We start from the raw sequence: 22,761 nt of genomic DNA on the forward strand, positions 1-22,761 counted from the left end.
CCTTGTTTGTGCCCGGCGCCGATTACGGGCCTTCCCCGATCAGGCGCGAGCTGCGTTGTCCGGTCAGATACGACCACAGCCACTGCATTTGCACCCGGAACCGATTCTGAAGCTGGGGCAGCGCGAGCACGTGCAAAGCCACCCAGACGAGCCAGGTCACGAAACCGCTGCTGCGGAGGTGGCCCGCCTCCAATATTGCGAAGTTCTTCCCGACCACCGCCATGTTACCTTTGCTCCGGTAACGGAAAGGACGACCGTCTTTGCGGCCGCTGACTCGGCTCGCGATCACGCGCCCGACAAAACGCCCTTGCTGGATCGCCGCCTGCGCCACCCCTGGCACTGGGTGCCCATCCTGGATGATCGCAGTCGCATCGCCTGCCACAAACACATCGGAAGCTCCCGCGATATTCAGGTAGGGATCGACAATTGCGCGCCCTGCCCGGTCCATCGTCGTTCCGAGCATCTTCACGACTGGCGAGGCAGCAACGCCTGCCGTCCAGAGCACGGTCGCGCTCGCGATCCGTTCGCCGGCCGCGATCACACCTTCAGCGTCAACCTTTTCGACCTTCACTCCGGTGCGGACCTGAACGCCGAGTTTCTCCAGCCGCTTGGTCACTTTCCTCGACAGGGATTCAGCAAAGGTGGGTAGAACACGTGGGCCGCCGTCCAACAGGACAATGCGGCTCTTGGCAGGATCAACGTTGCGAAAGTTCCTGCGCAGGGTCACGGAAACCAGGTGAGCGATCGACGCGGCAAGCTCGACTCCCGTCGGGCCTGCGCCGACTAACACGAATGTCATTTGGCGCGTGCGTACCGTCTCATCATTGATTGATTCCGCGAGTTCGAAAGCGCTCAAGATCCTCGCTCGGATCGTTTCAGCATCATTGAGGCTCTTCAGGCCCGGGGCAAATCGCGCAAACTCGTCAAGGCCGAAATAGCTCGGACGCATGCCGGTCGCGACGATCATAAAATCGTATTCGAGCTTTTGAACCCCGATCCCCGGGCAAGCCGCCTCGACAAGGCGAGCTCTCGTGTTGACGGATTTGACTTCGGCGAGCAATACTCGAAGATTCTTCTGCTTTGCCTCGAGTTGACGTATCGGCGCCGCGATCTCGGACGGTGCCAGAACCGCAGTAGCAACCTGATAGAGAAGTGGTTGAAAAATGTGGTGATTGCGCCGGTCGATCAGCAAGATCTCCACGTCGGATCTCCGCAGCGCGCGCGCAGCCGCGATGCCTGCAAATCCAGCACCAACGATCACAACACGCTTCTTCTTGGATGTCGCTTCCGCAGTGGACTGCTTCGCGAGGGTCGAGGATTCGATCAGAACTGTGCTCAATGGTCTGCCTTTGAAGTTTGCGCGCCGCCCCTTGCCGAACACTGATATCGCGACCTCATGATTTCATCTTGGACGGCGTTGCCACGCGGAGAACATTCTTGCCGCGTCACAAATTCGCCGGCGCGCAGTCGGGCAGGCTCGGCTCGCCGCGCGTGGCGTTCGTTTGCGACGCGAGTGTCACTGCTCGCTCTATCGTGCACTGCGTCTTCGCGTTTCAACGCCCGCGCCGCCATCTGATGGTTTCATGCCCGCCCCGATAACCTGCCTGCATGCGTCGCTGAGCTCTCGCTGCTTTTGTCTGAGGCAGACCGTAATGTCGTCCGCATCAGGAATGAATGCGCTGCAAAGTCGAAGCACGTCAGGCGTGCAGGCACGCCGCTCTTCCGGAGTTCCCTGCGCGAATGAGAGGGGAGGCACGGCTATTGCACACCATATGGCGAGGCGCAGGCCTCCCCGCTTGAGAGACTTCAGCCAGGGTTGGCGCGGCTCCACTCGATGACTCATGGGAAAATGTCTACCTGCAACGACGACGCTTTGAGAAACGCCGGCGCTATCCCCTGCCCGGCCTCGCATTGGGTAAACTCGGACCAGTTCAGAGGAAGTTCTCCTTCACCATTTCCCACACGTCGCCTCCCCGGCCGTGCAAGACTGCGCGGGTCGTATAGAGCGCCATCCCGATCACCGGATCGGCGGCGGTAAAGGGCGGCATGACGAGTTGCATAGGATTGACGTGCACGTGAAGCAGCGCGGGTCCTGGCTGCGCGAGCCAGGTCTTGACCGAGGCCTCAAGTTCGTCCGCTCTCGATACCGTCTGCCCCCAAAATCCGATGGCGCGTGCTACCTCGGCAAAGTTGGGGTTCTTCAGCTTAGTGAACGTATCGAGCATGCCTTCGGCCTTTTGTTCAATCTCGACAAAGCCGAGTTTGCCATTGTCGAAGACAGCGATCTTGAGCGGCAGTTCCTGCTGAACCACCGTCATCAAATCACCGAACAGCATCGAAATTCCGCCGTCGCCTGCCATGCAGACAACCTGGCGGTCAGGTTGTGCCTTTTGTAGCCCAATCGCCGACGGCATGCCGTTGGCCATTGTTCCGTGCAGAAGGCTGGCGAAAATGCGACGCTGGCCGTTCGCCTCGATATGACGATAAGCCCAGGCGGCTGGGGTGCCGTCGTCGGCCGTGAACAGCGCGTCCTTGGCCGCATACCGGCTAATCACTTTCGTTAGATAGCTTCCGGGAATGCTGCCGTCGTGTCCGGCGGCGATCTTGACCTTTTCCGTCTCCTTGTACTTCGCGTAGCGCTTCAGGTATTCGCTGCGGAAGGAGGTGTCGGTGCGCTCGTGAAGTTTCGGCAGCAGCGACTCCAGCGTCTCCCTGACGCCACCAACAACGCCCTTGGTGACGGGATGACGACGCCCGAGATGCGTGGGGTCGATGTCAACCTGCACGATCTTCGCACCGTCGGGATAAAACTGCCGCCACGCGAAATCCGCCCCGAGCAGCAACAGCGTGTCGCAGTTCAGCAAGGCATGATAGCCGGCCTCGTTGCCGAGCATGCCGGTCATTCCGATGTTATAGGGATTGTCGTGCTCGAGGAAATCCTTCGCGCGCGACGTATGAACAATCGGCGCCTTCAACTTCTCGGCGACCGTCAGGATCTCCTTTCGCCCACCCTGGCATCCCGAGCCGCCATAGACGGCGATTTTCTTGCCCTTGTTAAGGATGTCGGCCATCTCGTTGAGGTCCGCATCGTTCGGCCGGACAACGGGCTCCGAGACGTGCACTGCGTACGGAACGTCCTCATGCACGGTCGAGGCGGACACGTCGGCTGGCACGATGAGAACAGCAACACCGCGCTTCGCCAAAGCAGTTTGGCAGGCGATGACGGTCTTGCGGCGCGCTTGCTCGGCCGTATAGATCATGTCGCAGAAGACGCTGCAGGCACTGTAGATCTGTTTGAAGTCGACCTCCTGGATGAAGTCAAATCCCAATTCACCCCGGACGATCTGGCTCGCGATGAGAACGACTGGCGCGCGGTTTCGATTGGCCTCGAAGATTCCGTTGATGAAGTGCAGACTGCCAGGGCCGCAGCTTCCGGCCACGGCGGTCAGACGACCTGCTACCTGCGCCTCCGCCTGAGCGGCGAACGCGCCGGCTTCCTCGTGCCTGACCGACACCCACTCGATCTCGCTGCGTTCGAGCGAGCGGGCGATCAGATTGAGGGTATCGCCCACGACGCCGTAGCAGTGCTTGACGCCCGCGCTCTGCAACGTGTCAACAATGATATCCGCTACCAACTTGCTCATGCGCCACCTTGCCGTGTCCACCTTGGACGCAAGCATGCGCGACGTGTCTGGATCGAGATTGTAGGGGATTGCGAGGATTTGTACCCGATTGCGCAGACGGTAATCCGCCTCGCCTAGCCGGCGGCTCTTCTGCTGGACTTGGCTCGCTCGGGTTGATCGAACCAGAGAACGGTTCCTTGATCCAATGTCAAAGCTGACGGCGGCGGTCGCGATTCGATCTTGTCGACCGTGTAGCGGGAATGCCGAAGGAAGATCGCATCGGCCTCGGCATGGTCCTCCAACTTCTCGAGTGCGTAGGTCCGGGTCGCATTCAGCAGTCGATATTGCGGCTGCCCCTGCACAAGCCGCGTCGAAATCAGTGACTTTCCAGCGAGCCCTGCCATTGCGTCGAGGAACCGTCCCTCGCTCCAATCATTCTCGCCGGCGACATACCGTGCATCCTCCAATGAAAAATGGCCGACGAATGGAGCGATGCGCCGAAGGACAATCTTCTCGGTGTCCGCCAGCAGATCGAAGCTCCAATCCAGTGCCGCCTTCAACGTACGGTGTCGCCCGACATTTGTCCGGTGATCCAATTGCAACAGATCCGTGCTCGAGGCCAAGCGGACGGCCGCGTTGTTGAGACCGAGCATGGCGGCCTGCTCTGCCGCCAGCTCGATCGCGAGCGGCACACCATCGAGCTTTCGACAGATTTCCGCGGCCAGCAGAATCTCGGGATCTTTCGGAGCAGGACATCCGCCTTTGACCGTCAGGCGATCCACGAATAGCCGCACCGCTGAACAGTGGCGCGCGGCCTCTGCCGTTTGCTCGGAATCCTCGAACCCGCAATCGAGCGGAGGAACGTGATAGCAGCGCTCTCCCTCGATCCTCAGCAACTCCCGGCTCGTCGCCAGGATATGAACCTGCGCCGCGTCCTGATAGAGCTGCTCAGCGATCGCAGCGATCGGGTCGATCAGGTGTTCGCAATTGTCGAGAATGACTAGCAACTTTCTCGTACGAACGAGGTCGGCCAGTTCTCGATCCGATTCTAGCTCAAGTCCCAGCGCCGCCCCGAGCGCAGGCACGATATGCTCGGGGGCGTTGAGGCTTGCGAAGTCGACAAAACAAACCTCCTCGCTCGTCTCCTCGGTGAGGGCGTGAGCAACGGCCACGGCAATGGTCGTCTTGCCGATACCGGCAGAACCGAGCAAAGTGGCGAAGCGGTCCGCTCGTAGCCCCTCCTTGATCTCACCGACGAGCGCATCGCGCCCTATCACCATGGCCGGACGCGTGGGCAAGTGACCCTGGCGTTCGGATGTTTCTCCATCGAGCGTAACACCGTAATGGCGGCGCACGACCGAGCCAACAAAGGAATATCCCCTGCCCTGGACGTTTGCGATGTAGCGGTCGCCAAACTGACCGTCCCTGAGCGCCTTGCGAATTGCGGCGACATGCACGCGGAGGCTACCTTCCTCGACGGTCACATTCGGCCAAACGTGATCGATGAGTTCTTTCTTGGCGATGACCTCGCCCGGACGGTCAACAAGGTAGATCAGCAGATCAAGCGCCCGATCGCCCAGGGGAAGAGCGACGTCGTCGCGCAGCAGCGTTCTCCGGTCGCGCAACAGTACAAACGGACCGAAACTCAGCCTATGAACAGCACCGCCAGACATGGCTCTCAGCTCGATACGTCGGATTGCACGATAGGTCGCGCGACGTCTGTGCCGCGCAACGTACCAGCGCGTGGGCGGTATTGCCAGACCGTCGAGCCTCGATTCGGCCGATCCGGCCACGCCGGTGGCCGATTTGGACTTCGCAGGGCGAGGGTACTTGTGGCCCGCGGTTCACTTGTGCGTTATCGGGCGGCAGTGCGTTCGAGCAGGTCCCTCGCCGACCTCAGATCGGGCGTTGCGAACCCCTCGGAGAAACTACAGTAGATGGGTCTGACCAGATCATCAGCTCTTTGCATTTCGCCACGGCGAATCCAAATTGGAGCAAGCTCGATTCCCGCCCGCAGCTGGAACGAGAGTGCCGATTGTTGCTCGGCTAGAACCATGGCCTTTTGCAAGCACTGTTCAGCCGCTTGGATATCGGGCATTGTTCCGGTCAGATGTACCAAGCCTTTGGCTATCAGCAGCGCAGGGAGATGGAGGGGCCTCTTGGAGGTAACCTGAATGGCTATCGAGTCGTCCAATCGCCTTAACGCGTCTCTGCGTTCGTTCTGTTTTGCCAGGCACACCGCCAGCTCAGCGACGAAATCCGTGACGAGCATTTCGTATCGCTGAAGCGCCAGGCTCTCCAAGCCGTCTCGCAAACGCTGAATACCGTCGGTGGTCTCGCCAGTGCGGATCAGGTAACGCCCCTCAAGCCCCAGCGCGACCGCTCTAAATGGCGTTAGCGAGTACTTGTCGGCCGTCTGCACGAGTCTTGAAAGGCTGCCTTTGACCTCCTCAAGATCATCGACCCAAAAGTAAAATGGCATGGTCAGCATGAGCGCGCGGCATAGCGCGACCGGATGATCCGATCGTTCGGCCTCCTCGACCGTCGTTTTCGCATGGCGGGCGGCCCTGTCGAGGTTGCCCGCGAACCAGTGCGATCTGGTAAGATTGAACAGCGACGTTGTCCGCGTATCGAACAGATACTGTGTCGCGTTGAAGCGACGGAAGCGCGGCGAAGCGCTCAGTGCCCTTTCAAGATGCTGCTGCGCCCGAAATTGATCGCCGAGCATGTAGTAAGCGGCTCCAAGCATCGAGTCGGAAAGGACCGCGTCTTCGGGACTCCCTGTCTTCCGCGCGACGACTTCGCTGCGACGCGCAAGTTCAAGGCTTCCGGCAGCATCGGTGATGCGGTGAAAATACATCGACAACCCACTCAGCAGACGCATCTGCTGATAGACGTCCTCGCTCTGTTCGGCGAGCCTCAGCGCGGTCTCGAATGCATCGCGGACCCGCTCGCTGTTTCCTTCAGTAAACATCAGCGACAAGGCAAGCGCGGCGTGGATTTCCATCCGCTGACGTGGATCGCAATCCGCGGCCATCCGATCGATCGCCCGCTCCATCCAGTGCCGGCATTCGGGCAGCAGCGACATGGCAAGAAATAATTGCGCGGCGGCGGCCGCGAGACCTGATGCCACGCCATCATTTCCGTTTGGACCGAAGGTCCATTCGAGAGCTGCCCGGACGTTTGAGAGGCAGTCCCGGACAATCCCTTCCGTGGACTCCGGGGTTCTCAAGTCAAAACGATCGGCGCTGTTGGCTTCCAACAACCGGATCAACAGGTCGGCGTGGCGCGTCGCAATGGCATCATGCTCGCCGCTGGCGGCCAACTTCTCCAGCGCGTATGTCCGCGTCGTATCGAGCAGTCGGTAGGACGTTCGGGAAGCATCGGCTCGAACGGCGATCAGCGATTTGTCGGCGAGAGTTTTCACTGCGACTGCGACCGATGACCGATCGATGTTCGGCTCCTCTGCCACGGCAATTGCGGCATCGAGCGTGAAGTATCCCACAAGGATCCCGACGCGGCGCAAGACAATGCGCTCAACCTCCGCAAGCAGCTCGTGGCTCCAGTCGAGGGTGGCCCGCAGCGTTTGATGCCGCGCATTTGCCGTGCGCCGACCGAACTTGAGGAGGTCAAGGCGCGAGCCAAGCCTCGCCAACGTGTCCCGTACGCCGAAGGTTGTCGCTCGTCCGGCAGCCAGCTCGATTGCCAGCGCAATCCCGTCGAGTTTGCGGCAGATCTCGGCGACGATCGCCGCATCAGCGTCACTGAGTGAAAGGGCGCTGCCCCGCGCACTCATGCGCTCCGCAAACAATTGTGCGGCCGGATAGGAAAGAACTCGTGCCGCGGTCTTGTCTAGCTGCTCCGGTGGACAGTCCAGTGGATCAAGGCGCACGACACGTTCACCGATCACCTGCAGCGCTTCCCGGCTGGTCGCAAGCACATGAATATTCGGCGCGTGGCGAAGAACGCAATCGGCAAGCTGCGCAGCTTTGTCGACGAGATGCTCGCAACCGTCGAGAATGAGGATCGCCTCTCGGGAACGCAAAAGCTTGGGCAGCGCCTCCTCCGGATCGTCGAACCGGGGATCGAGGCCAAGCGCGGCGATGACGGCCGCGAAGACCTGAGCGCCGTCTCTCGATGCCGAAAGATCGACAAAAAAAACGGTGTCGGGATGATCCGCCAACGCAGCGTGCCCAACGGCAACAGCGACCGTGGTCTTGCCGATGCCGCCGGTCCCCAGAATCGTGATCAGCCGCTCCGTCCGCAGTCCGTCGCGAATCTCGCTGACCACACCATCCCGACCGACCATCCGGCTGAGGGCGGCCGGCAGATTGGACAGCCCGGCACTCGTGGGCGCACTATCCCGCTTTTCGGTTTGCCGCGCTACGGGCGCCACGAAGCAATAGCCTCGGCCCTGCACATTTGAAATGTATTTGTTGCCAAATTGTCCATCAGCGAGCGCCTTGCGCAGGGCCGACAAGTGGACACGAAGGCTGCCCTCCTCGACCGTGACATCGGGCCAAGCCTTGGCAATCAGTTCGCCCTTGGTAACGACCTCGCCGGCGCGATCGACGAGAGCCAGGAGGATGTCGAAAGCGCGTCCACCGAGCGGAACGACCTCCTCAGCCTTCCTGAGAGAGCGTTCGGCGACATTCAGCTCGAACGGACCAAAGAGCAGTTTGGGTGTGATCGGTGAGCCACTACGCTCTACCGGCATGACTGGCTCCGCGAAGGCGCCGCTAACCGGCCCGGCCTCGATCTGGCATAATTCTACCAGCCGGATCAAGGGTCAAGTGGAACGTCGGCTGGTGCAGGGCCGTCAGGGCACGGCTCTGATCACGCGATCGTGCCAATATGTGCCGTCCAGAACCCGGGCGGCGAGCTGCAAGTCGAACGTATCCGCTCCCCCACGAAATTTCGCGTAGGCGCTTCGCAACGTCTCCAACGCGCCCTCTCGTTTCACATCCGACCGCTCGGCCATAGCGAGACTGGTTGCTGCCCGCAGAGTCCAGGACAGGCTCCCTTGCCTTTCCGACAGGTCGATCGCCCGAAGAAAATAGTGCCTGCCAGCGGACAGTCCTTCGTTGTTCACCAGAGCCAGCTCCCCCCTGATACGGAGCAATTCGGGAGCGTGTATCTGGTGTTCATCATCGAGGTCGATCTTCGCGCGTTCGAAGACTTTGATCGCCTGTCCCACACGACCGACAACGGCGAGAGATAGCGCGAATTCTGCCTGCATGATCGCATGGAAAACGCCGTAGCGGGCGGCGGACAGCTTTTCCAATCCGGAATAGAGCAGCGCCGTGGCCTTGTCCGCGTCTCCTCGCCTGCCTCTCACCAGCGCCTGAACGCAAAGGCCGAAGCCATGATAGCTCTCCACGCCATGTTTTGCCGCGTGATCGACGAGTTCGTGGGCACGCAGCACAGTCTCCTCGTCGTCGGGGCCGACCAGATATGCGTCGAAGCTTGCTCCCGCAAGCGCTACACACAGCGGCACGGCCTGATCCAGTTGCCGCGCCTCGGCGAGTGACATCTGGAACAAGCGCCGCGCATGATCCGGAGAGCCGAGCAACCAAACCGCATTCGACAGGATCATCAGCGCGTCGACCTTGCGATCATACCCGAACCGCTTGATCAGCGCCTGCCGTGATGCTTCGTCATCCTGGTGTAGCGAAAGTTCGAGACAGCCTTCGGCCTGCAATATCCGGCCGGTGTGATGATAGCTGATGCCGCGCATGTAGTTGGCCATTGCGATCGCCCCGCGATCGCCGATCTTCTCGGCGAGCCGGCCGCAACTCTCCGCGAGCTGAACCGCCTCGGCATATCGTGGAAGCCGGATTCGGTGGGCCCATAGAACGAGCAGGGACACCAGTTGATGCTCGGAATCGCCAAGCCTCGCGGCAAGACCGCGCGTCTTGTCCCAAGACGCGTAGGACTCCTCGGTCATGCCGCCGGTGAACATCGTGCAACTTGCCAGCGCGGACTGGATGATCATTTCTTGTCGGGTGCCCGAGCTTGCGCCGTCGAGACGGTCCGCCGCCTTCGCCATCCATTCCCGGCATTCCGTCAGCAGGGCCATTCCCATCCAGGTGCTTGCAGATGCCGAAGCGAGCTCCACTCCGGTGTTAGCCTCTCCCTCGTCGGAGAAGGCCCAGGTCAAGGCTGCCCTCAGGTTGCCGACCTCGACACGCAGCCTCCTTGGCCAGCCCGAGGCGTCGCTCGATGCGCCCTGCTTGAACAAATCGCTGAAATAGAGAGCGTGACGACGGCGCAACGAGCGATGTTCTTCACTCTCTGCCAATCGTCGGCCGGCAAAGACGCGGGTCGTGTCGAGTAATCGAAGGCGCGAGTCCTGCCCGTCGGCGGCAATCATGGATTTCGAGCGCAGCTCCCAGATGCAATCCGAAACCTTTGCCTCAACAGCCTTTTCATCGGCGACAACAGCGACGGCGGCCTCGAAGGTGAATCCGCTGGCGAACACGCTGAGTCGGCGCAGGACCAACTTTTCCATCTCACCGAGGAGATCGTAGCTCCATTCCAGGGTGGCATTCAGGGTTTGATGTCGCGGCATGGCCGTGCGGCGTCCTGCCCATGACAGATTGAGACGCTCATCGAGGAGGCTTGCGGTCTTGCTCAGGCCATAGATGTCGACCCTGCCGGCTGCGAGCTCGATCGCCAAGGCGATCCCATCCAGTCGTCGACAGATCGCGGCGGCAATCGGCGCGTCCGCATCAGCGAACTCGAAATGGGCCTGGGCGGCCCGCACGCGATCCACGAGCAACTGCACAGCGGGATATTCCAGAGCACGCGAGGCAGACATCCTCTCGTCGTCCGGAGGGCATGCAAGGGCCGCGAGTTCGTGGACACTCTCACCCTCGACCCGCATCGCCTCCCGGCTGGTGGCGAGCAAGCGGAGCGTCGGCACCTGGCAATAGAGCTCTTCCGCCAGGGCCGCCGCTCCTTCGATGAGATGTTCGCAACCATCGAGGACAAGAAGCGCGGGAGCTTCCCGCAGGCGCTTGACGAGCGTAGGCACGACATCGTCCGTCTGCACTGGCAGACCGAACAATGTCGCCACCGCGGGAACGATGAGCGTGGCGTCACCAAGCGAGCTCAGATCGATGAAGCGAACCTGACCGTCGAAATCCGAGCGCATGTCGTGAGCGATGGCAACGGCGACGGTCGTCTTGCCCATGCCGCCTGGCCCGACAATGGTGACGAACCGTTGCGATGTGAGCTTGGCGCGGATCGCGGCAACAACGTCGTAGCGACCAACCATGCGCGTCAGACGCGCCGGCAGCCAGGATCTGGACGCCAGATTGGCCTCCGACGTCGAAGTGGCAGGCGAAGAGATCGGCACGATGAAGCTGTAGCCCCGACCGGGCACGTTCGCGATGTACCGCCGGTTGGGATCACCTTGAGCCAACGCCTTGCGAAGAGCCGAAATGTGCACGCGAAGGCTGACCTGGTCGGCGCCGCGATCTCCCCAGACACGCTCAATCAGGGTCCTTCTGCTGACGACCTTGTTGCTCTGTTCGACCAAGGCGATGAGCAGATCCATTGCACGCGCACCAAGCGGCACGAGCCGCGTTCCTTGGGTCAGGAGCCGGTTCCGAACAGACAGCTCATAGGGACCAAAGCTCAGGAGATTGCCACTCTGACTGTTCATCGGATCTCTGCCATCCCTTCCAATTCTTCGCTAGACCGCGCTATTGGATCTCGCGTTCGCGTCGCCAGCTCGCGGGGCTTTGTCCAAACGCCTGCCTGAACAGCCTGCACAGATGGGCCTGATCGGAAAACCCGACGCTCAGGGCTATTTCACTCAAGGAGGCCGAGCTAGTCAGCATCAAGTGACAGGCTTTCTCGAGCCGCCTTCTTACGACGTAGGCATGCGGCGGCTCTCCAAACGTCAACTTGAACGACCGCGAGAAATGGGCCGGGCTTCGACGCGCGACGGCGCTGAGATCCTGGGTGTGAATCGTGCGATGCAGATTCTTGTCGATGAAGCTTCGGACGCGCATGATTTGCCAACCGGCGAGTCCCAACGCTCTGGAATTCGTGGTGCCCGAAAGACGCTCGATCTCCGAGCGCAGGATCGTCGAGGCGGTCGCCAACGACGCCCTTGCCGCTTCCCGGTCATGTTCGAGATCTCGCCGCGCCAGTTCGACCAGTTGGGCGAGGCTGCTCGCCAGATAGCCGAACTGAAGGCCGGGTGGCGAAGACTTTGTGATCGCTTCAGGCCCATCCATATCCAACCTCGACATTTCAAATCGCCCTGCCCTCGTCGAGAATGGTCCAAACGGCGGCGCTTGGCTTGTTAAGTAGCGTTCTGAACTGTTAATTTTGAGCAGTTGCCCAATGCTTGGGTAAATGCCAGAGAATAAAAAATCGTTTATAATCAATAATTTACGTCGCTGGAAAGAGGAAGCAACACTGACATTCAAGCCATTTTGTCACCGGCAATGGGGAGCCAACGTCCGTCGTCGGTCCAGGACGGAAGGCGGCCGGCGCGGTTGCTAGTCGTAATGTACCTCGACGACCTTTCCGCGGAAAAGTCGATAGACCATCGTGGTGTAGATCAGTGTGAGCGGCATGACGAAGAGGCCGGCGCCCCAGAACATGAATGCCAAGCTCGAAGGTGGCGATGCGGCCTGCTCGACCGTGAGTACAAACGGAATCATGAACGGCCAGAACGAAACGGCCAGCGTGCCGAAGGCCGCCATGAAGATAAGGGCAGAGAATCTGAAAGGCCCGAAATCATCCCGTTGCTTGACACTCCTTAACAGTCCCCAGGTTGCAACTGCTCCGACGAGGGGAAAGACCAGTAGATAGGGACGCTCGAGCCACCGTTGCATTAGTTCGAGATGCATCACGAGCGATGCGACGAACGCGCATGCGAGGAAGACGAGCACGCCGACGGTCAGGATCGGCAGCATGCGGTACGCAAACGCCCGGATCGGGTCCTCGCATTTGCGCACCAGCCAGCCTGCGCCGAGAAGACTGTACCCGAGCACGAGACCTACCCCGCACAAGACCGCGAATGGGCTGAGCCATCCCAGCGCGCCGCCAACATAGTGACCGTTCTCCATCGGAAGCCCTTCGACGAGCGCACCGATCGTCATGCCCTGTACGAACGTCGCAACCAGCGAACCGCCGGCAAAGCCAAGATCCCAGAACCAGCGGAATCCGCGCGCTTTGTAGCGAAACTCGAATGCGACGCCGCGCAAGATCAGCGCGCATAACATCAGCACAAGGGCCAGATAGAAGGTCGACAGCAGTGCCGCGTAAGCGGCGGGGAACGCTCCGAACAGGATCGTCCCGGTCAGCACCAGCCAGGTTTCATTTCCGTCCCATACCGGCGAGATCGCGCTGAGCATCTTGCGCCGATTAGGTTCATCGGCGAAGGCGAACAGGATGCCGACGCCGAGGTCAAAGCCATCCAGCAGGACATAGAGCGATGTGGTGACCGCGAGCAGGCCGGCCCAGAACAGGATCATAGCAAGGCTCCTTCCTGGGTAGTCTTCGCGACTGGATTGTCGCCACCGATGACCCCGAGCGGACGTTTTGGATTGAGCGGGAGGATCGGCTTGGACTCGACGGGGCCGGCCTTCAGGAGGCGATACACGTAGAGCGTTCCAAAACTGAATATGACGACGTAGACCACCGCGAAGATGATCAGGGATACGGTCACCGCCTGAACGCTCAGCGTTGGGGTGACGGCGTCGGCCGTACGCAGCGCGCCGTACACGCTCCACGGCTGGCGACCGACCTCAGCGGTGAACCAGCCCGTCAATGTCGCGACGAACGGAAGCGGGAAGCTCAGAAAGGTCGCCCACAGCAGCAGCCGCTGCCCGGGCTTGCGCTCGAACAGGAGGTAGAGCGAGCCGAGCCAGGCCAGTGCCATCATCAACAGGCCGCATCCGACCATGATCCTGAAGGCGAAGAACGGAATCGCGACGGGCGGGCGGTCCTGCGGGGCAAAGCTCGTCAGGCCGACCTCTTTCGAGTCGAGACGCATCGATGCGATCAGGCTGCCAAGATAGGGAATCTTGAGCTCGATACGATTGGTCTCAGTGGACTCGTCGGGGATTGCGATCAGCACCTCGCTCGCCGGCTGCTCATCATGCCAGCGGCCCTCGATCGCCGCAAACTTGGCGGGCTGTCGATCGTGGACGTAGTCGCCATTCAAATGTCCGACAAACAGCTGAACCGGGATCAGGAGCGCGGCCAGGAACAAACCCATCCGTAGCATCACGCGAGCTTCCGCCGCATAGATGCCGCGCAACATGTACCAGGCTCCGGTCGCAGCCACGCAAAACGCCCCGGTCAGATAGGCGGCGACCAACATGTGCGGAAATCGGACCCACACCACCGGGCTGAAGATGATGGCTTTCCAATTAGTCGGGACGAAGATGCCGTTCTCGACGGCATAACCGACTGGCGCCTGCATCCAGCTGTTGTTCACCATGATCCAGAACGCGCTGAACGTCGTCCCAAGCGCGACCATCATGGTGGAAAGCAGATAGACCGCCGGCGTCACCCTGCTCCTTCCGAACAGCAGGACGCCGAAGAATGACGCTTCCAGCGCAAACGCGGTGAAGCTTTCATAGGTCAGCAGAGGTCCCTGGATCGGCCCGGTCACCTCCGACAGCCGGCTCCAGTTCATGCCGAACTCGAACGCCAGCACGATCCCCGAGACGACCCCCAATCCGAACGTCACGCCGAATATCTTGAGCCAAAAATCGAACAGGCGCCGATACACGGGCTTGCCGCTGATCAGGTGAAACGCCTCAAGCATCGTGAGCCAGGCGGCAACCCCGATTGTGAACGATGGAAATATGATGTGAAACGACACCGTGAAGGCGAACTGCACGCGAGATAACAGAAGCGCGGTCCACATCATGATTGCTCTCCTAATCGCACTCAACGTGCCAAATTGACCTTCGTCAGGTCGATCAACTGCGATGCGCGGCCGTCCAGGACCGCCTTCATCATGAACATGCCGAAATGAAGGGCCTGATCGGCGGTCGTCTTGGGCGGCATGGCGAGTTCCTGGCGCGCGCTCACCACATCGACCAGCACCGGGCCCGGATGCGCCAACGCGATCTCGATGGCGCTCTTCAGTTCCTGCGGCTTCTCGACCCGGATGCCGCGAACACCTACCGCTTCCGCCATCAGCGCAAAATTCGGGTTCTTGAGGTCGCAACCTGTATCCAGGAAGCCGCTGGCCTTCATCTCCATCTCGACAAAGCCGAGCGTGCCGTTGTTGAGAACGATGACCTTCACCGGCAGTCCCATCTGGGTCAGGGTGATGAAGTCACCCATCATCATGCTGAAACCGCCGTCGCCCGACATCGAGATGACCTGGCGGTTGGGATACGTCACCTGGGCACCGATCGCCTGCAGCATCGCATTGGCCATCGATCCGTGGTTGAACGAACCGATGATCCGCCGCTGGCCGTTGACCTTGAGATAGCGCGCGGTCCAGATGATCGGCGTACCGACGTCACAGGTGAATATGGCGTCGTCGGCCGCGAGCTCGCTGACCAGCCGCGTGACATATTGGGGATGAATGACGGTGCTGCTAGGACCGCTCTCCGCCAGGGCGTCGAGATCCTTGCGCGCCTTCTTGTAGTCGATCAGCGCATCGTTGAGATGGCTGGAGTCCGTCTTCTCCTTGATCGCCGGAAGCACGGCAGCCAAGGTATCCTTGACGGTTCCGAGCAACCCCAGATGAAGCGAACATCGATTGCCGAGCGCTTCCGGACGGATGTCCACTTGCGCAATCTTGGCGTGCTCCGGGTAGAACGCCCGATAGGGAAAGTCCGTCCCCAGCATGAGCAGCGCGTCGCAGTTCTTCATCGCCGCATAGCCTGAGGCAAAGCCGACAAGACCGGTCATCCCGACGTCGTAGGGGTTATCGTACTCGATGTGCTCCTTCCCCCGGAACGCGTGCACGATCGGCGCCTTCAGCCGGCGCGCCAGCTCGACGACCTCCGCGTGAGCGCCGGCGCAACCCGCGCCGCAGAACAGCGTCACCCGCGACGAACCGTTGAGGAAGCTTGCCAGCTCCCTGACATCGGACGCACTCGGCTGCACAACAGGCGCAGCGGGCACCAGCCACTCCGGAACGTCGGCGTCGATTTTTGTCAGCGCCACGTCGCCCGGCAGAACGACCACCGCAACACCGCGCTTGGCGACCGCGATCCGGATCGCGCGCTTGAGGATCTGGGGAAGCTGATTGGCGCTTGAGACCAGCTCGACATAGTGGCTACACTCCTTGAACAGGCTCTCCGGATGAGTCGCCTGAAAGTAGTCGATTCCGATCTCGCTGCTGGGGATGTGCGAAGCGATCGCCAGGACCGGCACGCCGTTGCGCTGACAGTCAAACAGGCCGTTGATCAAATGCAAATTTCCGGGACCGCAGCTGCCGGCACAGACGGCGAGATTTCCGGTGAGATGCGCTTCGGCTCCGGCCGCAAACGCGGCGGCCTCCTCATGGCGCATATGAATCCAGGCGATCGACTTTCGCCTCCGCAACGCGTCTGAGAAACCGTTCAAGGAATCCCCGACCACGCCGTAGACGCGTTTGACGCCGGTTCTTTCAAGCGCTTCGACGAGATATTCGGATGCAGTTCTGCTCACGGCAGTTCTCCTTGTTCAGCCCAGCCGAGCTTCGCGCAAGACTTTGCCCTTCGCCCATCCCGAAGGTCTGATCGCATTACTTGCGTGTGTAATCCTCGAGGATCTTCAGGTCGGTGACGGAGTAGGACAACGAGTAGCGAAAGCCCGACTCGATCCGTTTCGGTGCCAGGGCGTGAAGTTCCTCGCCGTGCACCTCGGGAAGCCGCAGCTCGGCGTCGCCGACCCAGGCTTCCGCGACGGTCAGATTGTCGGTGATCGACATCGCGAGCTCATTGACAGCCGGCTTGTCCTGATGTCCCGCCGCGAGCCGCGGGAAATATCGCAACAGCACCGTCGGTCGGGTCAGGAGCGACAATCCGTTTTCGACGGGCTTGCGCAGCGTGATGCAGGCTTCAGCCAGGCGCTCGCCGTGGGCCGAAAGGCTCGCACCAAATCGTCCGCCCGGCTCGATCGGCGCCGCGGCGCGACTTGCCGCCGCGAATGTGCGGGTCTGGAAGATGCTGCCGAGCTTCTTCGGAAAGCCCTGTGTCCAGCCGCGTGCCAGCGCGGCATCATTGTCGACGTAGATGTAGGGGCACCACATCACCGGCGTGTCGCCGTACATCGCATCGAGCAGCACGAATGCCTCGCGGTACTGGTAGCGTGCGGGATCGAGAAACTCGTCGTTCTGCGCAGTGAACTGCCAGTCCAGGAACATCATGACGGCGTGGCCGTTCGACTTCGGGTCCGGGGACAGGCCACTGGGAAGTGTCGCTGCCGTCGCTTCAGGATCTGTCCAGAACGTAACGCCCACTACGTCGCTGGAATAATGCCACGGCGGCGGAGGATTCAGCGCGGCTTGGCCGAATGGCGATTTCGGGACGGTAAAGCCTTTGAGCATGTCGACCTCCTGTGTTGTCGTTCGCCAGGAAGTCTATCGAAGCAGGCGGCAATTGATTTTACGGGCTTGCGCCAGATTGTCTGTTCTTGCGCCTTAGACGATTTCTCGATGTTTCCCGCACCAGCGCGTTAGCGCGAGTCTTGAGCCGCCAAGTCCGCCAGAACTTCCGTGTCGGAAATTGCGCATGAAAACGAAAAGCGGAATCCACGACCGACTTTGACCGGGCCCAGCATCTCAAGCTCTTCGCCGTGGGCCTCCGGAAAAACGAGATCGCCGTCGCCAATCCACACGTTCGTAGTTAGGAGATCGTCCATTTTGCAACGAACGATCTCGTCGACAGCCGGCTTGTGATGAAGGCCGGCACAAAGCCGGGGAAAATAGCGTCGTGCGACAATTGGACGATCGAGCAATCCAACTAGATGATCTGCTTTCCTACGTAACGTAACTCGGCCCTGCGCCAGCAATTGTCCGTGAGCAGACAGAGAAGCCGCGAGCCTTGCACCATCGACCAGCACCGCCGAAGCGGCGCCCGCTGCGGCGAACGTTCGCGTCTGGCGCACAACGCCGATCTTTCTTGGATAGCCCTGGATCCAGCCAACCGCGAGCACGGCGTCGTTATCAGCAAACGCGTACGGGCACCAGGCTATTTCCGATCCCTGCCAAAGCGCGTCGAGCAGCACGATGAACTCGCGGCACTGATAGCGGGCAGGATCAAGGTGCTCGTCACCTTGCGCGGTGAATTGGCAGTCAACGAAGAGCGCGACCGAACGGCCGGCACGGCTGGCGTGAAGCTCGATGCCGCTGGGCAGGAAGTCTGCCGCAGCATCGGCATCGTTCCAGAACTCGACCGCCAGGACATCTCCTGCGAAATGCCACGGCGGCGAAGGCGCCAGGGCCGCCGCTCCCCGCGGCGTCCGGGGGACCGTAAAGCCCTTCAGCATCTCAAGATCCTTCCCAGCCAAAAACGCGTTCTGTGCCAGCCTAAGGCGCCTGTGCAACTCACCTCTTGAAGGATCATGCGATCACTTGGCCGTTCCTGCGCTTCTTCCGGGACCGCTGTCAAATGACGCACGGCCGTCCGCACTTACATTCAAGTCGAAGCGCGTTCAGACAAGCTGCGGCCCCGCACGTCCACTATGCTAACGCGTCAGGAAGATCCGCTATCAGGAAGATCCGCTAAAGGATCAGGACTAGGAATCAGGACCGGGGATGCTACCCCACGAAAGAAGCAATCGTCTGGGTGCGCCAGGGTCAATGACGTCGCAGCGCCTGCCTCGTGCAAAGACGGGACCGACAAACCTGCAGATGATGCTGACGCTGCTCGGGGCGGCTGTCATCTTTGCGATCGATACATTCGCGCCGCTCGACGTCGAGATCGCAGTGCTTTATGCGGTCGTGGTGATCGCGTCGGCGACCTTTGTCGATCAACGCGGAATCTTGATAGTGTGCAGCGTCTGCATCGCACAGACATTGGTGAGCTATGCGATCGTTCACGGGGATGCGCTCGAAAGCGGACCTGCACTGCGCATTCTGGTCAGTCTTTGTGCAATCGGAATCGCCACCCTCTCCGCGTTGCGAAATCGGGGCGCCGCTGAAAACCTGAGCGCCCAGGCGGCGTTGCTGGATCTCACCCACGACGCCATCTTTGTGCGCGACCGGAACAACGCCATTACCTACTGGAACCTCGGTGCTGAAGAGCTTTACGGCTGGGCCCGCAAAGAGGCCCTTCGGAGAAACGCTGACGCCCTCCTGCAGACCAGGCATCCGCCTTCGACCGGCGCGGCAGAGCCGCGCGACGATCCGGACCGTTGGCAGGGAGAGCTTGTCCACACAAGGCGCGACGGCAGCGAGGTCGTCGTCGCCAGCCGATGGTCGGTGCAACGCGACGAACGCGGCCGTCTGCTCGCGATCATGGAAACGAGCAGCGACGTCACGGAGCAGAAGCAGGCCGAAGATGCGCTGCATCAGGCCCGGAGCCAGCTCGAGCATGTCGCCCGCGTCACGGCCCTTGGCGAACTCACCGCCTCCATCGCCCACGAGGTCAACCAGCCGCTCGCGGCGGTCGTGACCAATGGTGAAGCCTGTCTAAGATGGCTGCTGCGGGACGAACCTGATCTTGTAGAGGTGCGCGTCGCCGTCGAGCGGATGATCGGCAACAGCCGTCGCGCCAACGATGTCATAGCCCGATTGCGCGCGATGGCACGCAAGACCAATCCGTCTCACACTGCCCTCACTCTCAACGACGTCGTCGCCGACGTGATTCCGCTGGTCGAGCGCGAGCTGCTCAACAACAACATCACGCTCAAACTCGATCTTCAGGCCCAAACTCCGACCGTGATGGGCGATCGGATCCAGCTGGCGCAGGTCGTGATCAATTTGATCGTCAACGCAGTTCAAGCGATGTCCGAGGTCGAGGACCGTCCGAAGTTGCTGTCTATCGGCTCGAAGGTCTCGTCTGACGGTTCGCAGCCGCGATCAGCAATTCTAGAGATCGCGGATACGGGTGCGGGGCTCGGTCCGGAAAGCGCCAAGAAGCTGTTCACGGCCTTCTATACGACGAAGGCCGATGGAATGGGCATGGGACTGTCGATCTGCCGCACCATTGTCGAGAGTCACGGCGGATCGATCGTAGCCACATCGGGCGAGCGTTCGGGCGCTTTGTTCACGATCAAACTTCCCGTGCCACTCTAGGGGCGCAGCCAGCGATAGTGGCGCGGCGACATTCCGACATGTTGACGAAAACGTCGCGAAAAGTGGCTTTGATCGGCAAAGCCCGCCTCCAACGCGATCTGCGAGAGCGGCATGTCGGTGCCCGACAGCAACTGCATGGTTCGCTCGACCCGGCGGCGAATCAAATAGTCATGTGGAGTGACGCCGACGGACTTCTTGAAGGCGCGAACGAAGTAGCAGACGGACAGATTCGCGAGGCTTGCAAGCAGTTCAACGCTGATCCGCCGATCGATATTACCATCAATATGTTCGCGAATCCGACGCAGCGCTCTCGGGGGCAACCCGCCGCGGGCAACTCCGCCGGACTGACTGGGACTGGGAAGACCGGACGGCGGTGAACCAGTGTTGAGCTGGGCAAGGATCGGCTGAAGCGCCTCCATCGAACCGTTGTGGTCGCATTCGTTCACATCCCTGAACATTGTGGTCCTCCTTGATCAGTCTTGGACGCCACTCGGCAACATCGCGAGGTGCGCGCTGGCTGCTTCGTCATGGCCTTCAGGATGATCGCAGTCCGGCACGACACCAATCGTGCCAGCGTGTGGTCGCCTCATACCTTGGTGTGCGCGCAGATTCGGAGGTCGGGTTTGTCCTTCGGCTGCGCTGCCGAGAGCGGTCATACCTATGGGTGATGATCTTTTCGGCGCCTGTCGTGCTATGGATCTCTCTCGGCCCACGATTGGAGCGCGAAATGAAACAGGCGCAGGGCGAACGCCCTATCGTACGCATCATCGACGACGATACGTCGTTGGGCGACGGCCTGAGCAGCCTGGTACGTTCGGTGGGATTGAACGCGAATATCTATAGTTCGACGCAGGAGTTCCTGACCGCGGACAATCTGGCTGACCCCGGCTGCATTGTGCTCGATGTCCGCCTGCCGGGGACCAGCGGCCTGGACTTCCAGGAGCAACTCGCCGAGCTCGGAATCCGATTGCCTGTGATCCTCATGACAGGGCACGGCGACATTCCGATGTCGGTACGCGCCATGAAGGCCGGGGCGATCGATTTCCTCGCGAAGCCGTTCCGCGACCAAGACATGATCGATGCGGTGACCGCTGCGATCGCCCGTGACCAGCTGCGGCGTGCCAGTGAGGAGCAGGCCGTCGCGATCGTCGATCGCTACACGACCCTGTCACCGCGTGAACGCGAGGTGATGGCCCTGGTCACTGCGGGGCGCATGAACAAGCAGATCGCTGGAGAGCTTGGCTTGAGCGAGGTGACGGTCAAGATTCATCGCGGTGCGGCGATGCGAAAGATGGGTGCGCGCTCACTCGCCGAATTGGTCCGCATGGCGGATGCGCTCAAGAACAGGACGTCGTGAGTAGGGCTCGACGAGCTTCTGCATGCGCTGCTTGCAGGAACAGTTCAGCCATCGCCTCCAGGGAATAGCCAAATGGCTGCCGGACAACTGATTTCGATCGTCGATGACGACACCTCCATGCGTGAGGCGCTCGTCGGGCTCGTTCGCTCGCTGGGTTACGATGGCCGTGGCTTTGCATCGGCCAAGGACTTTCTCGCATCTGATGACCTTGGACTGTTTACTTGCGCCATCACCGACATCCAGATGCCCGAGATGAGCGGCTTCGAACTCAAACAAGAACTCGACGTTCGCCATGGAACGCTTCCCGTGATCATGATCACGTCTCGCGCGGACGCGGATCTCGAAGGCAGAGCGCTGTCGAGCGGCGCAACCTGCTTCCTTCGCAAGCCCTTTGACGCCGAAACATTGCTGAACTGCCTTGAAAGGATACTCGGCGTTTAGCCTTTTCCGCCCGCAGGATCAGCGCAGCTCGCCGATGCCATCCTTACGAGGGCGTGCATCTTGACCTCCCTCCGACATCAGACTCCCACCATTGGAGCAGACTCCGACAATCCCGCAGCTGCACCTCCGCAATAGTCTGCACACCAGTTGGCGGATTCGGACCGGGCGCCATCAATTTGGAGACCTCGTGATGAAGCTCGTGCGGTGGATGGCGATTGTCGGTTGTCTCCTGGTTGTGAATTCTGGCGCCCAGGCACGCTCGAGCTACGACGGGGCCTGGGATCTTGTTTTTGTGACACAGAAGGGGACCTGCGATCAGAGCTACAGCTTCTCCGTCAACATTTCCGACGGGATCGTCACGCATCCGAATCTCGTCAAGTTCAGGGGCAACGTCACGCGATCCGGCGCGGTCCGCGCATCGGTCACGGTTCATGACAAATACGCCTCCGGCGTCGGCCGGCTCTCCGGCGACGCCGGTCAGGGACGCTGGAGCGGCTATTCGGGATCTGCACGCTGCTCCGGGTATTGGACGGCCAGGCGAAACTAACCGCCGACGACTCTATCGCAACATTAGCCTAGCCGCGGCAAGGACGTCCAAGCGAAGGGAATGCCCCTGGTGTTTGATCGCCGAAGGATCAGGATTTTCTCGTCGCAGGATCGGTGATTGACGGGGTCGCAAAGGAACTAGCGCATGCCGCTCTACACGGTTACGACACCGGATGGCTTCCTGTCCGCTGAGCAGAGGGATGTCATCGCTGCCGAGCTGACCCGCATCTATACGACGATCAACCAGGTCCCGGCGAACTTTGTCCATTCGATCTTCCTGACCTACCCCAGAGGTCACGCTTACGTCGCGGCAAACCCTTCGCCGATCGCCTCGATCATCGGGACCATCCGCGGCGGCCGCGCGCCTGAGCAGAAGACGCGGCTCATCAAGGCCATCTGGACGATGTTCCAGGACAACACAAGCGTCTCCGACAGCGACCTCTCGGTCGCACTCCAGGAGATCCCGCCCAGTCAGGCGATGGAGAATGGGGTGATCATGCCGGAAGTCGGGCACGAGCAGGCGCGGTGACGATTCATCAAGTTCTGAGAGCCGGCGCGATCCCAGGACCCGCTGCCTG

At 60.9% G+C, this 22,761-nt stretch carries 17 protein-coding genes; 5 read left to right on the forward strand and 12 right to left on the reverse strand.

The features are described 5' to 3' along the window. Positions 1-22: 22 nt before the first annotated feature. From JJE66_RS27680 to JJE66_RS27730, 11 genes are all read right to left on the reverse strand, one after another. Positions 23-1,339, reverse strand: coding sequence for an NAD(P)/FAD-dependent oxidoreductase (locus JJE66_RS27680; RefSeq protein WP_200517617.1), 1,317 nt, complete (start codon positions 1,337-1,339; stop codon positions 23-25). 592 nt (positions 1,340-1,931) lie between these two features. Further along, positions 1,932-3,644 (reverse strand): thiamine pyrophosphate-dependent enzyme, encoded by a 1,713-nt coding sequence (locus tag JJE66_RS27685; RefSeq protein WP_200517618.1) that lies wholly within the window; start codon positions 3,642-3,644, stop codon positions 1,932-1,934. 113 nt (positions 3,645-3,757) lie between these two features. Next, the gene (locus tag JJE66_RS27690) at positions 3,758-5,296 is read right to left on the reverse strand and encodes a winged helix-turn-helix domain-containing protein (RefSeq protein WP_200517619.1); all 1,539 of its coding nucleotides are present in this window, start codon (positions 5,294-5,296) and stop codon (positions 3,758-3,760) included. Positions 5,297-5,478: 182 nt separating this feature from the next. Then, positions 5,479-8,340 carry a winged helix-turn-helix domain-containing protein gene (locus JJE66_RS27695; RefSeq protein ID WP_200517620.1) on the reverse strand — a complete coding sequence of 954 codons (2,862 nt, stop codon included), beginning with the start codon at positions 8,338-8,340 and terminating at the stop codon, positions 5,479-5,481. A 102-nt stretch (positions 8,341-8,442) separates the two neighbouring features. Continuing rightward, on the reverse strand, positions 8,443-11,292 hold the full coding sequence (locus JJE66_RS27700; protein WP_283818521.1) for a winged helix-turn-helix domain-containing protein: 2,850 nt from the start codon (positions 11,290-11,292) through the stop codon (positions 8,443-8,445). Positions 11,293-11,332: 40 nt separating this feature from the next. Next, positions 11,333-12,067 (reverse strand): AraC family transcriptional regulator, encoded by a 735-nt coding sequence (locus tag JJE66_RS27705; protein WP_200517622.1) that lies wholly within the window; start codon positions 12,065-12,067, stop codon positions 11,333-11,335. 72 nt (positions 12,068-12,139) lie between these two features. Further along, positions 12,140-13,120 carry a cytochrome d ubiquinol oxidase subunit II gene (gene cydB / locus JJE66_RS27710; protein ID WP_200517623.1) on the reverse strand — a complete coding sequence of 327 codons (981 nt, stop codon included), beginning with the start codon at positions 13,118-13,120 and terminating at the stop codon, positions 12,140-12,142. After that, positions 13,117-14,526 (reverse strand): cytochrome ubiquinol oxidase subunit I, encoded by a 1,410-nt coding sequence (locus JJE66_RS27715; protein ID WP_200517624.1) that lies wholly within the window; start codon positions 14,524-14,526, stop codon positions 13,117-13,119. The genes cydB and JJE66_RS27715 overlap by 4 nt, the downstream gene beginning before the upstream one ends. 20 nt (positions 14,527-14,546) lie before the next feature. Then, the gene (gene poxB / locus JJE66_RS27720) at positions 14,547-16,268 is read right to left on the reverse strand and encodes a ubiquinone-dependent pyruvate dehydrogenase (RefSeq protein WP_200517625.1); all 1,722 of its coding nucleotides are present in this window, start codon (positions 16,266-16,268) and stop codon (positions 14,547-14,549) included. 76 nt (positions 16,269-16,344) lie between these two features. Then, complete coding sequence (locus JJE66_RS27725; protein WP_200517626.1) at positions 16,345-17,148, reverse strand: acetoacetate decarboxylase family protein; 804 nt, start codon at positions 17,146-17,148, stop codon at positions 16,345-16,347. A 128-nt stretch (positions 17,149-17,276) separates the two neighbouring features. Continuing rightward, positions 17,277-18,089: an acetoacetate decarboxylase family protein gene (locus JJE66_RS27730; RefSeq protein ID WP_200517627.1), complete on the reverse strand. Its 813-nt coding sequence runs from the start codon at positions 18,087-18,089 to the stop codon at positions 17,277-17,279. Between the two features lie 364 nt (positions 18,090-18,453). Here JJE66_RS27730 and JJE66_RS27735 point away from each other — a divergent pair, with 364 nt between their 5' ends. Next, complete coding sequence (locus JJE66_RS27735; RefSeq protein WP_246756555.1) at positions 18,454-19,839, forward strand: sensor histidine kinase; 1,386 nt, start codon at positions 18,454-18,456, stop codon at positions 19,837-19,839. On the opposite strand, the gene JJE66_RS27740 is transcribed toward JJE66_RS27735, so the two are convergent. After that, the gene (locus tag JJE66_RS27740; protein WP_200517629.1) at positions 19,836-20,297 is read right to left on the reverse strand and encodes a helix-turn-helix domain-containing protein; all 462 of its coding nucleotides are present in this window, start codon (positions 20,295-20,297) and stop codon (positions 19,836-19,838) included. The genes JJE66_RS27735 and JJE66_RS27740 overlap by 4 nt on opposite strands. Before the next feature lie 269 nt (positions 20,298-20,566). On the opposite strand from JJE66_RS27740, the gene JJE66_RS27745 reads away from it, so the two are divergent. The 4 genes from JJE66_RS27745 to JJE66_RS27760 all read left to right on the forward strand — a co-directional run bounded on the left by JJE66_RS27745 (position 20,567) and on the right by JJE66_RS27760 (position 22,712). Next, positions 20,567-21,196: a response regulator transcription factor gene (locus JJE66_RS27745; RefSeq protein WP_200518837.1), complete on the forward strand. Its 630-nt coding sequence runs from the start codon at positions 20,567-20,569 to the stop codon at positions 21,194-21,196. A 72-nt stretch (positions 21,197-21,268) separates the two neighbouring features. Beyond that, on the forward strand, positions 21,269-21,637 hold the full coding sequence (locus tag JJE66_RS27750; protein WP_200517630.1) for a response regulator transcription factor: 369 nt from the start codon (positions 21,269-21,271) through the stop codon (positions 21,635-21,637). Between the two features lie 190 nt (positions 21,638-21,827). Next, positions 21,828-22,184, forward strand: coding sequence for a hypothetical protein (locus JJE66_RS27755; RefSeq protein WP_200517631.1), 357 nt, complete (start codon positions 21,828-21,830; stop codon positions 22,182-22,184). 144 nt (positions 22,185-22,328) lie between these two features. Continuing rightward, complete coding sequence (locus JJE66_RS27760; RefSeq protein ID WP_200517632.1) at positions 22,329-22,712, forward strand: tautomerase family protein; 384 nt, start codon at positions 22,329-22,331, stop codon at positions 22,710-22,712. Positions 22,713-22,761: the final 49 nt, after the last annotated feature.

It is taken from the genome of Bradyrhizobium diazoefficiens (assembly GCF_016612535.1).
Lineage (GTDB): Bacteria > Pseudomonadota > Alphaproteobacteria > Rhizobiales > Xanthobacteraceae > Bradyrhizobium > Bradyrhizobium diazoefficiens_C.

Coding starts and splice junctions, on each gene's coding strand:
- JJE66_RS27685 (WP_200517618.1), bottom strand. CDS start 3,644: ATGAGCAAGTTGGTAGCGGATATCATTGTTGACACGTTGCAGAGCGCG.
- JJE66_RS27690 (WP_200517619.1), bottom strand. CDS start 5,296: ATGTCTGGCGGTGCTGTTCATAGGCTGAGTTTCGGTCCGTTTGTACTG.
- JJE66_RS27695 (WP_200517620.1), bottom strand. CDS start 8,340: ATGCCGGTAGAGCGTAGTGGCTCACCGATCACACCCAAACTGCTCTTT.
- JJE66_RS27700 (WP_283818521.1), bottom strand. CDS start 11,292: ATGAACAGTCAGAGTGGCAATCTCCTGAGCTTTGGTCCCTATGAGCTG.
- cydB (WP_200517623.1), bottom strand. CDS start 13,120: ATGATCCTGTTCTGGGCCGGCCTGCTCGCGGTCACCACATCGCTCTAT.
- JJE66_RS27715 (WP_200517624.1), bottom strand. CDS start 14,526: ATGATGTGGACCGCGCTTCTGTTATCTCGCGTGCAGTTCGCCTTCACG.
- JJE66_RS27725 (WP_200517626.1), bottom strand. CDS start 17,148: ATGCTCAAAGGCTTTACCGTCCCGAAATCGCCATTCGGCCAAGCCGCG.
- JJE66_RS27730 (WP_200517627.1), bottom strand. CDS start 18,089: ATGCTGAAGGGCTTTACGGTCCCCCGGACGCCGCGGGGAGCGGCGGCC.
- JJE66_RS27735 (WP_246756555.1), top strand. CDS start 18,454: ATGATGCTGACGCTGCTCGGGGCGGCTGTCATCTTTGCGATCGATACA.
- JJE66_RS27740 (WP_200517629.1), bottom strand. CDS start 20,297: ATGTTCAGGGATGTGAACGAATGCGACCACAACGGTTCGATGGAGGCG.
- JJE66_RS27745 (WP_200518837.1), top strand. CDS start 20,567: ATGAAACAGGCGCAGGGCGAACGCCCTATCGTACGCATCATCGACGAC.
- JJE66_RS27750 (WP_200517630.1), top strand. CDS start 21,269: ATGGCTGCCGGACAACTGATTTCGATCGTCGATGACGACACCTCCATG.
- JJE66_RS27755 (WP_200517631.1), top strand. CDS start 21,828: ATGAAGCTCGTGCGGTGGATGGCGATTGTCGGTTGTCTCCTGGTTGTG.
- JJE66_RS27760 (WP_200517632.1), top strand. CDS start 22,329: ATGCCGCTCTACACGGTTACGACACCGGATGGCTTCCTGTCCGCTGAG.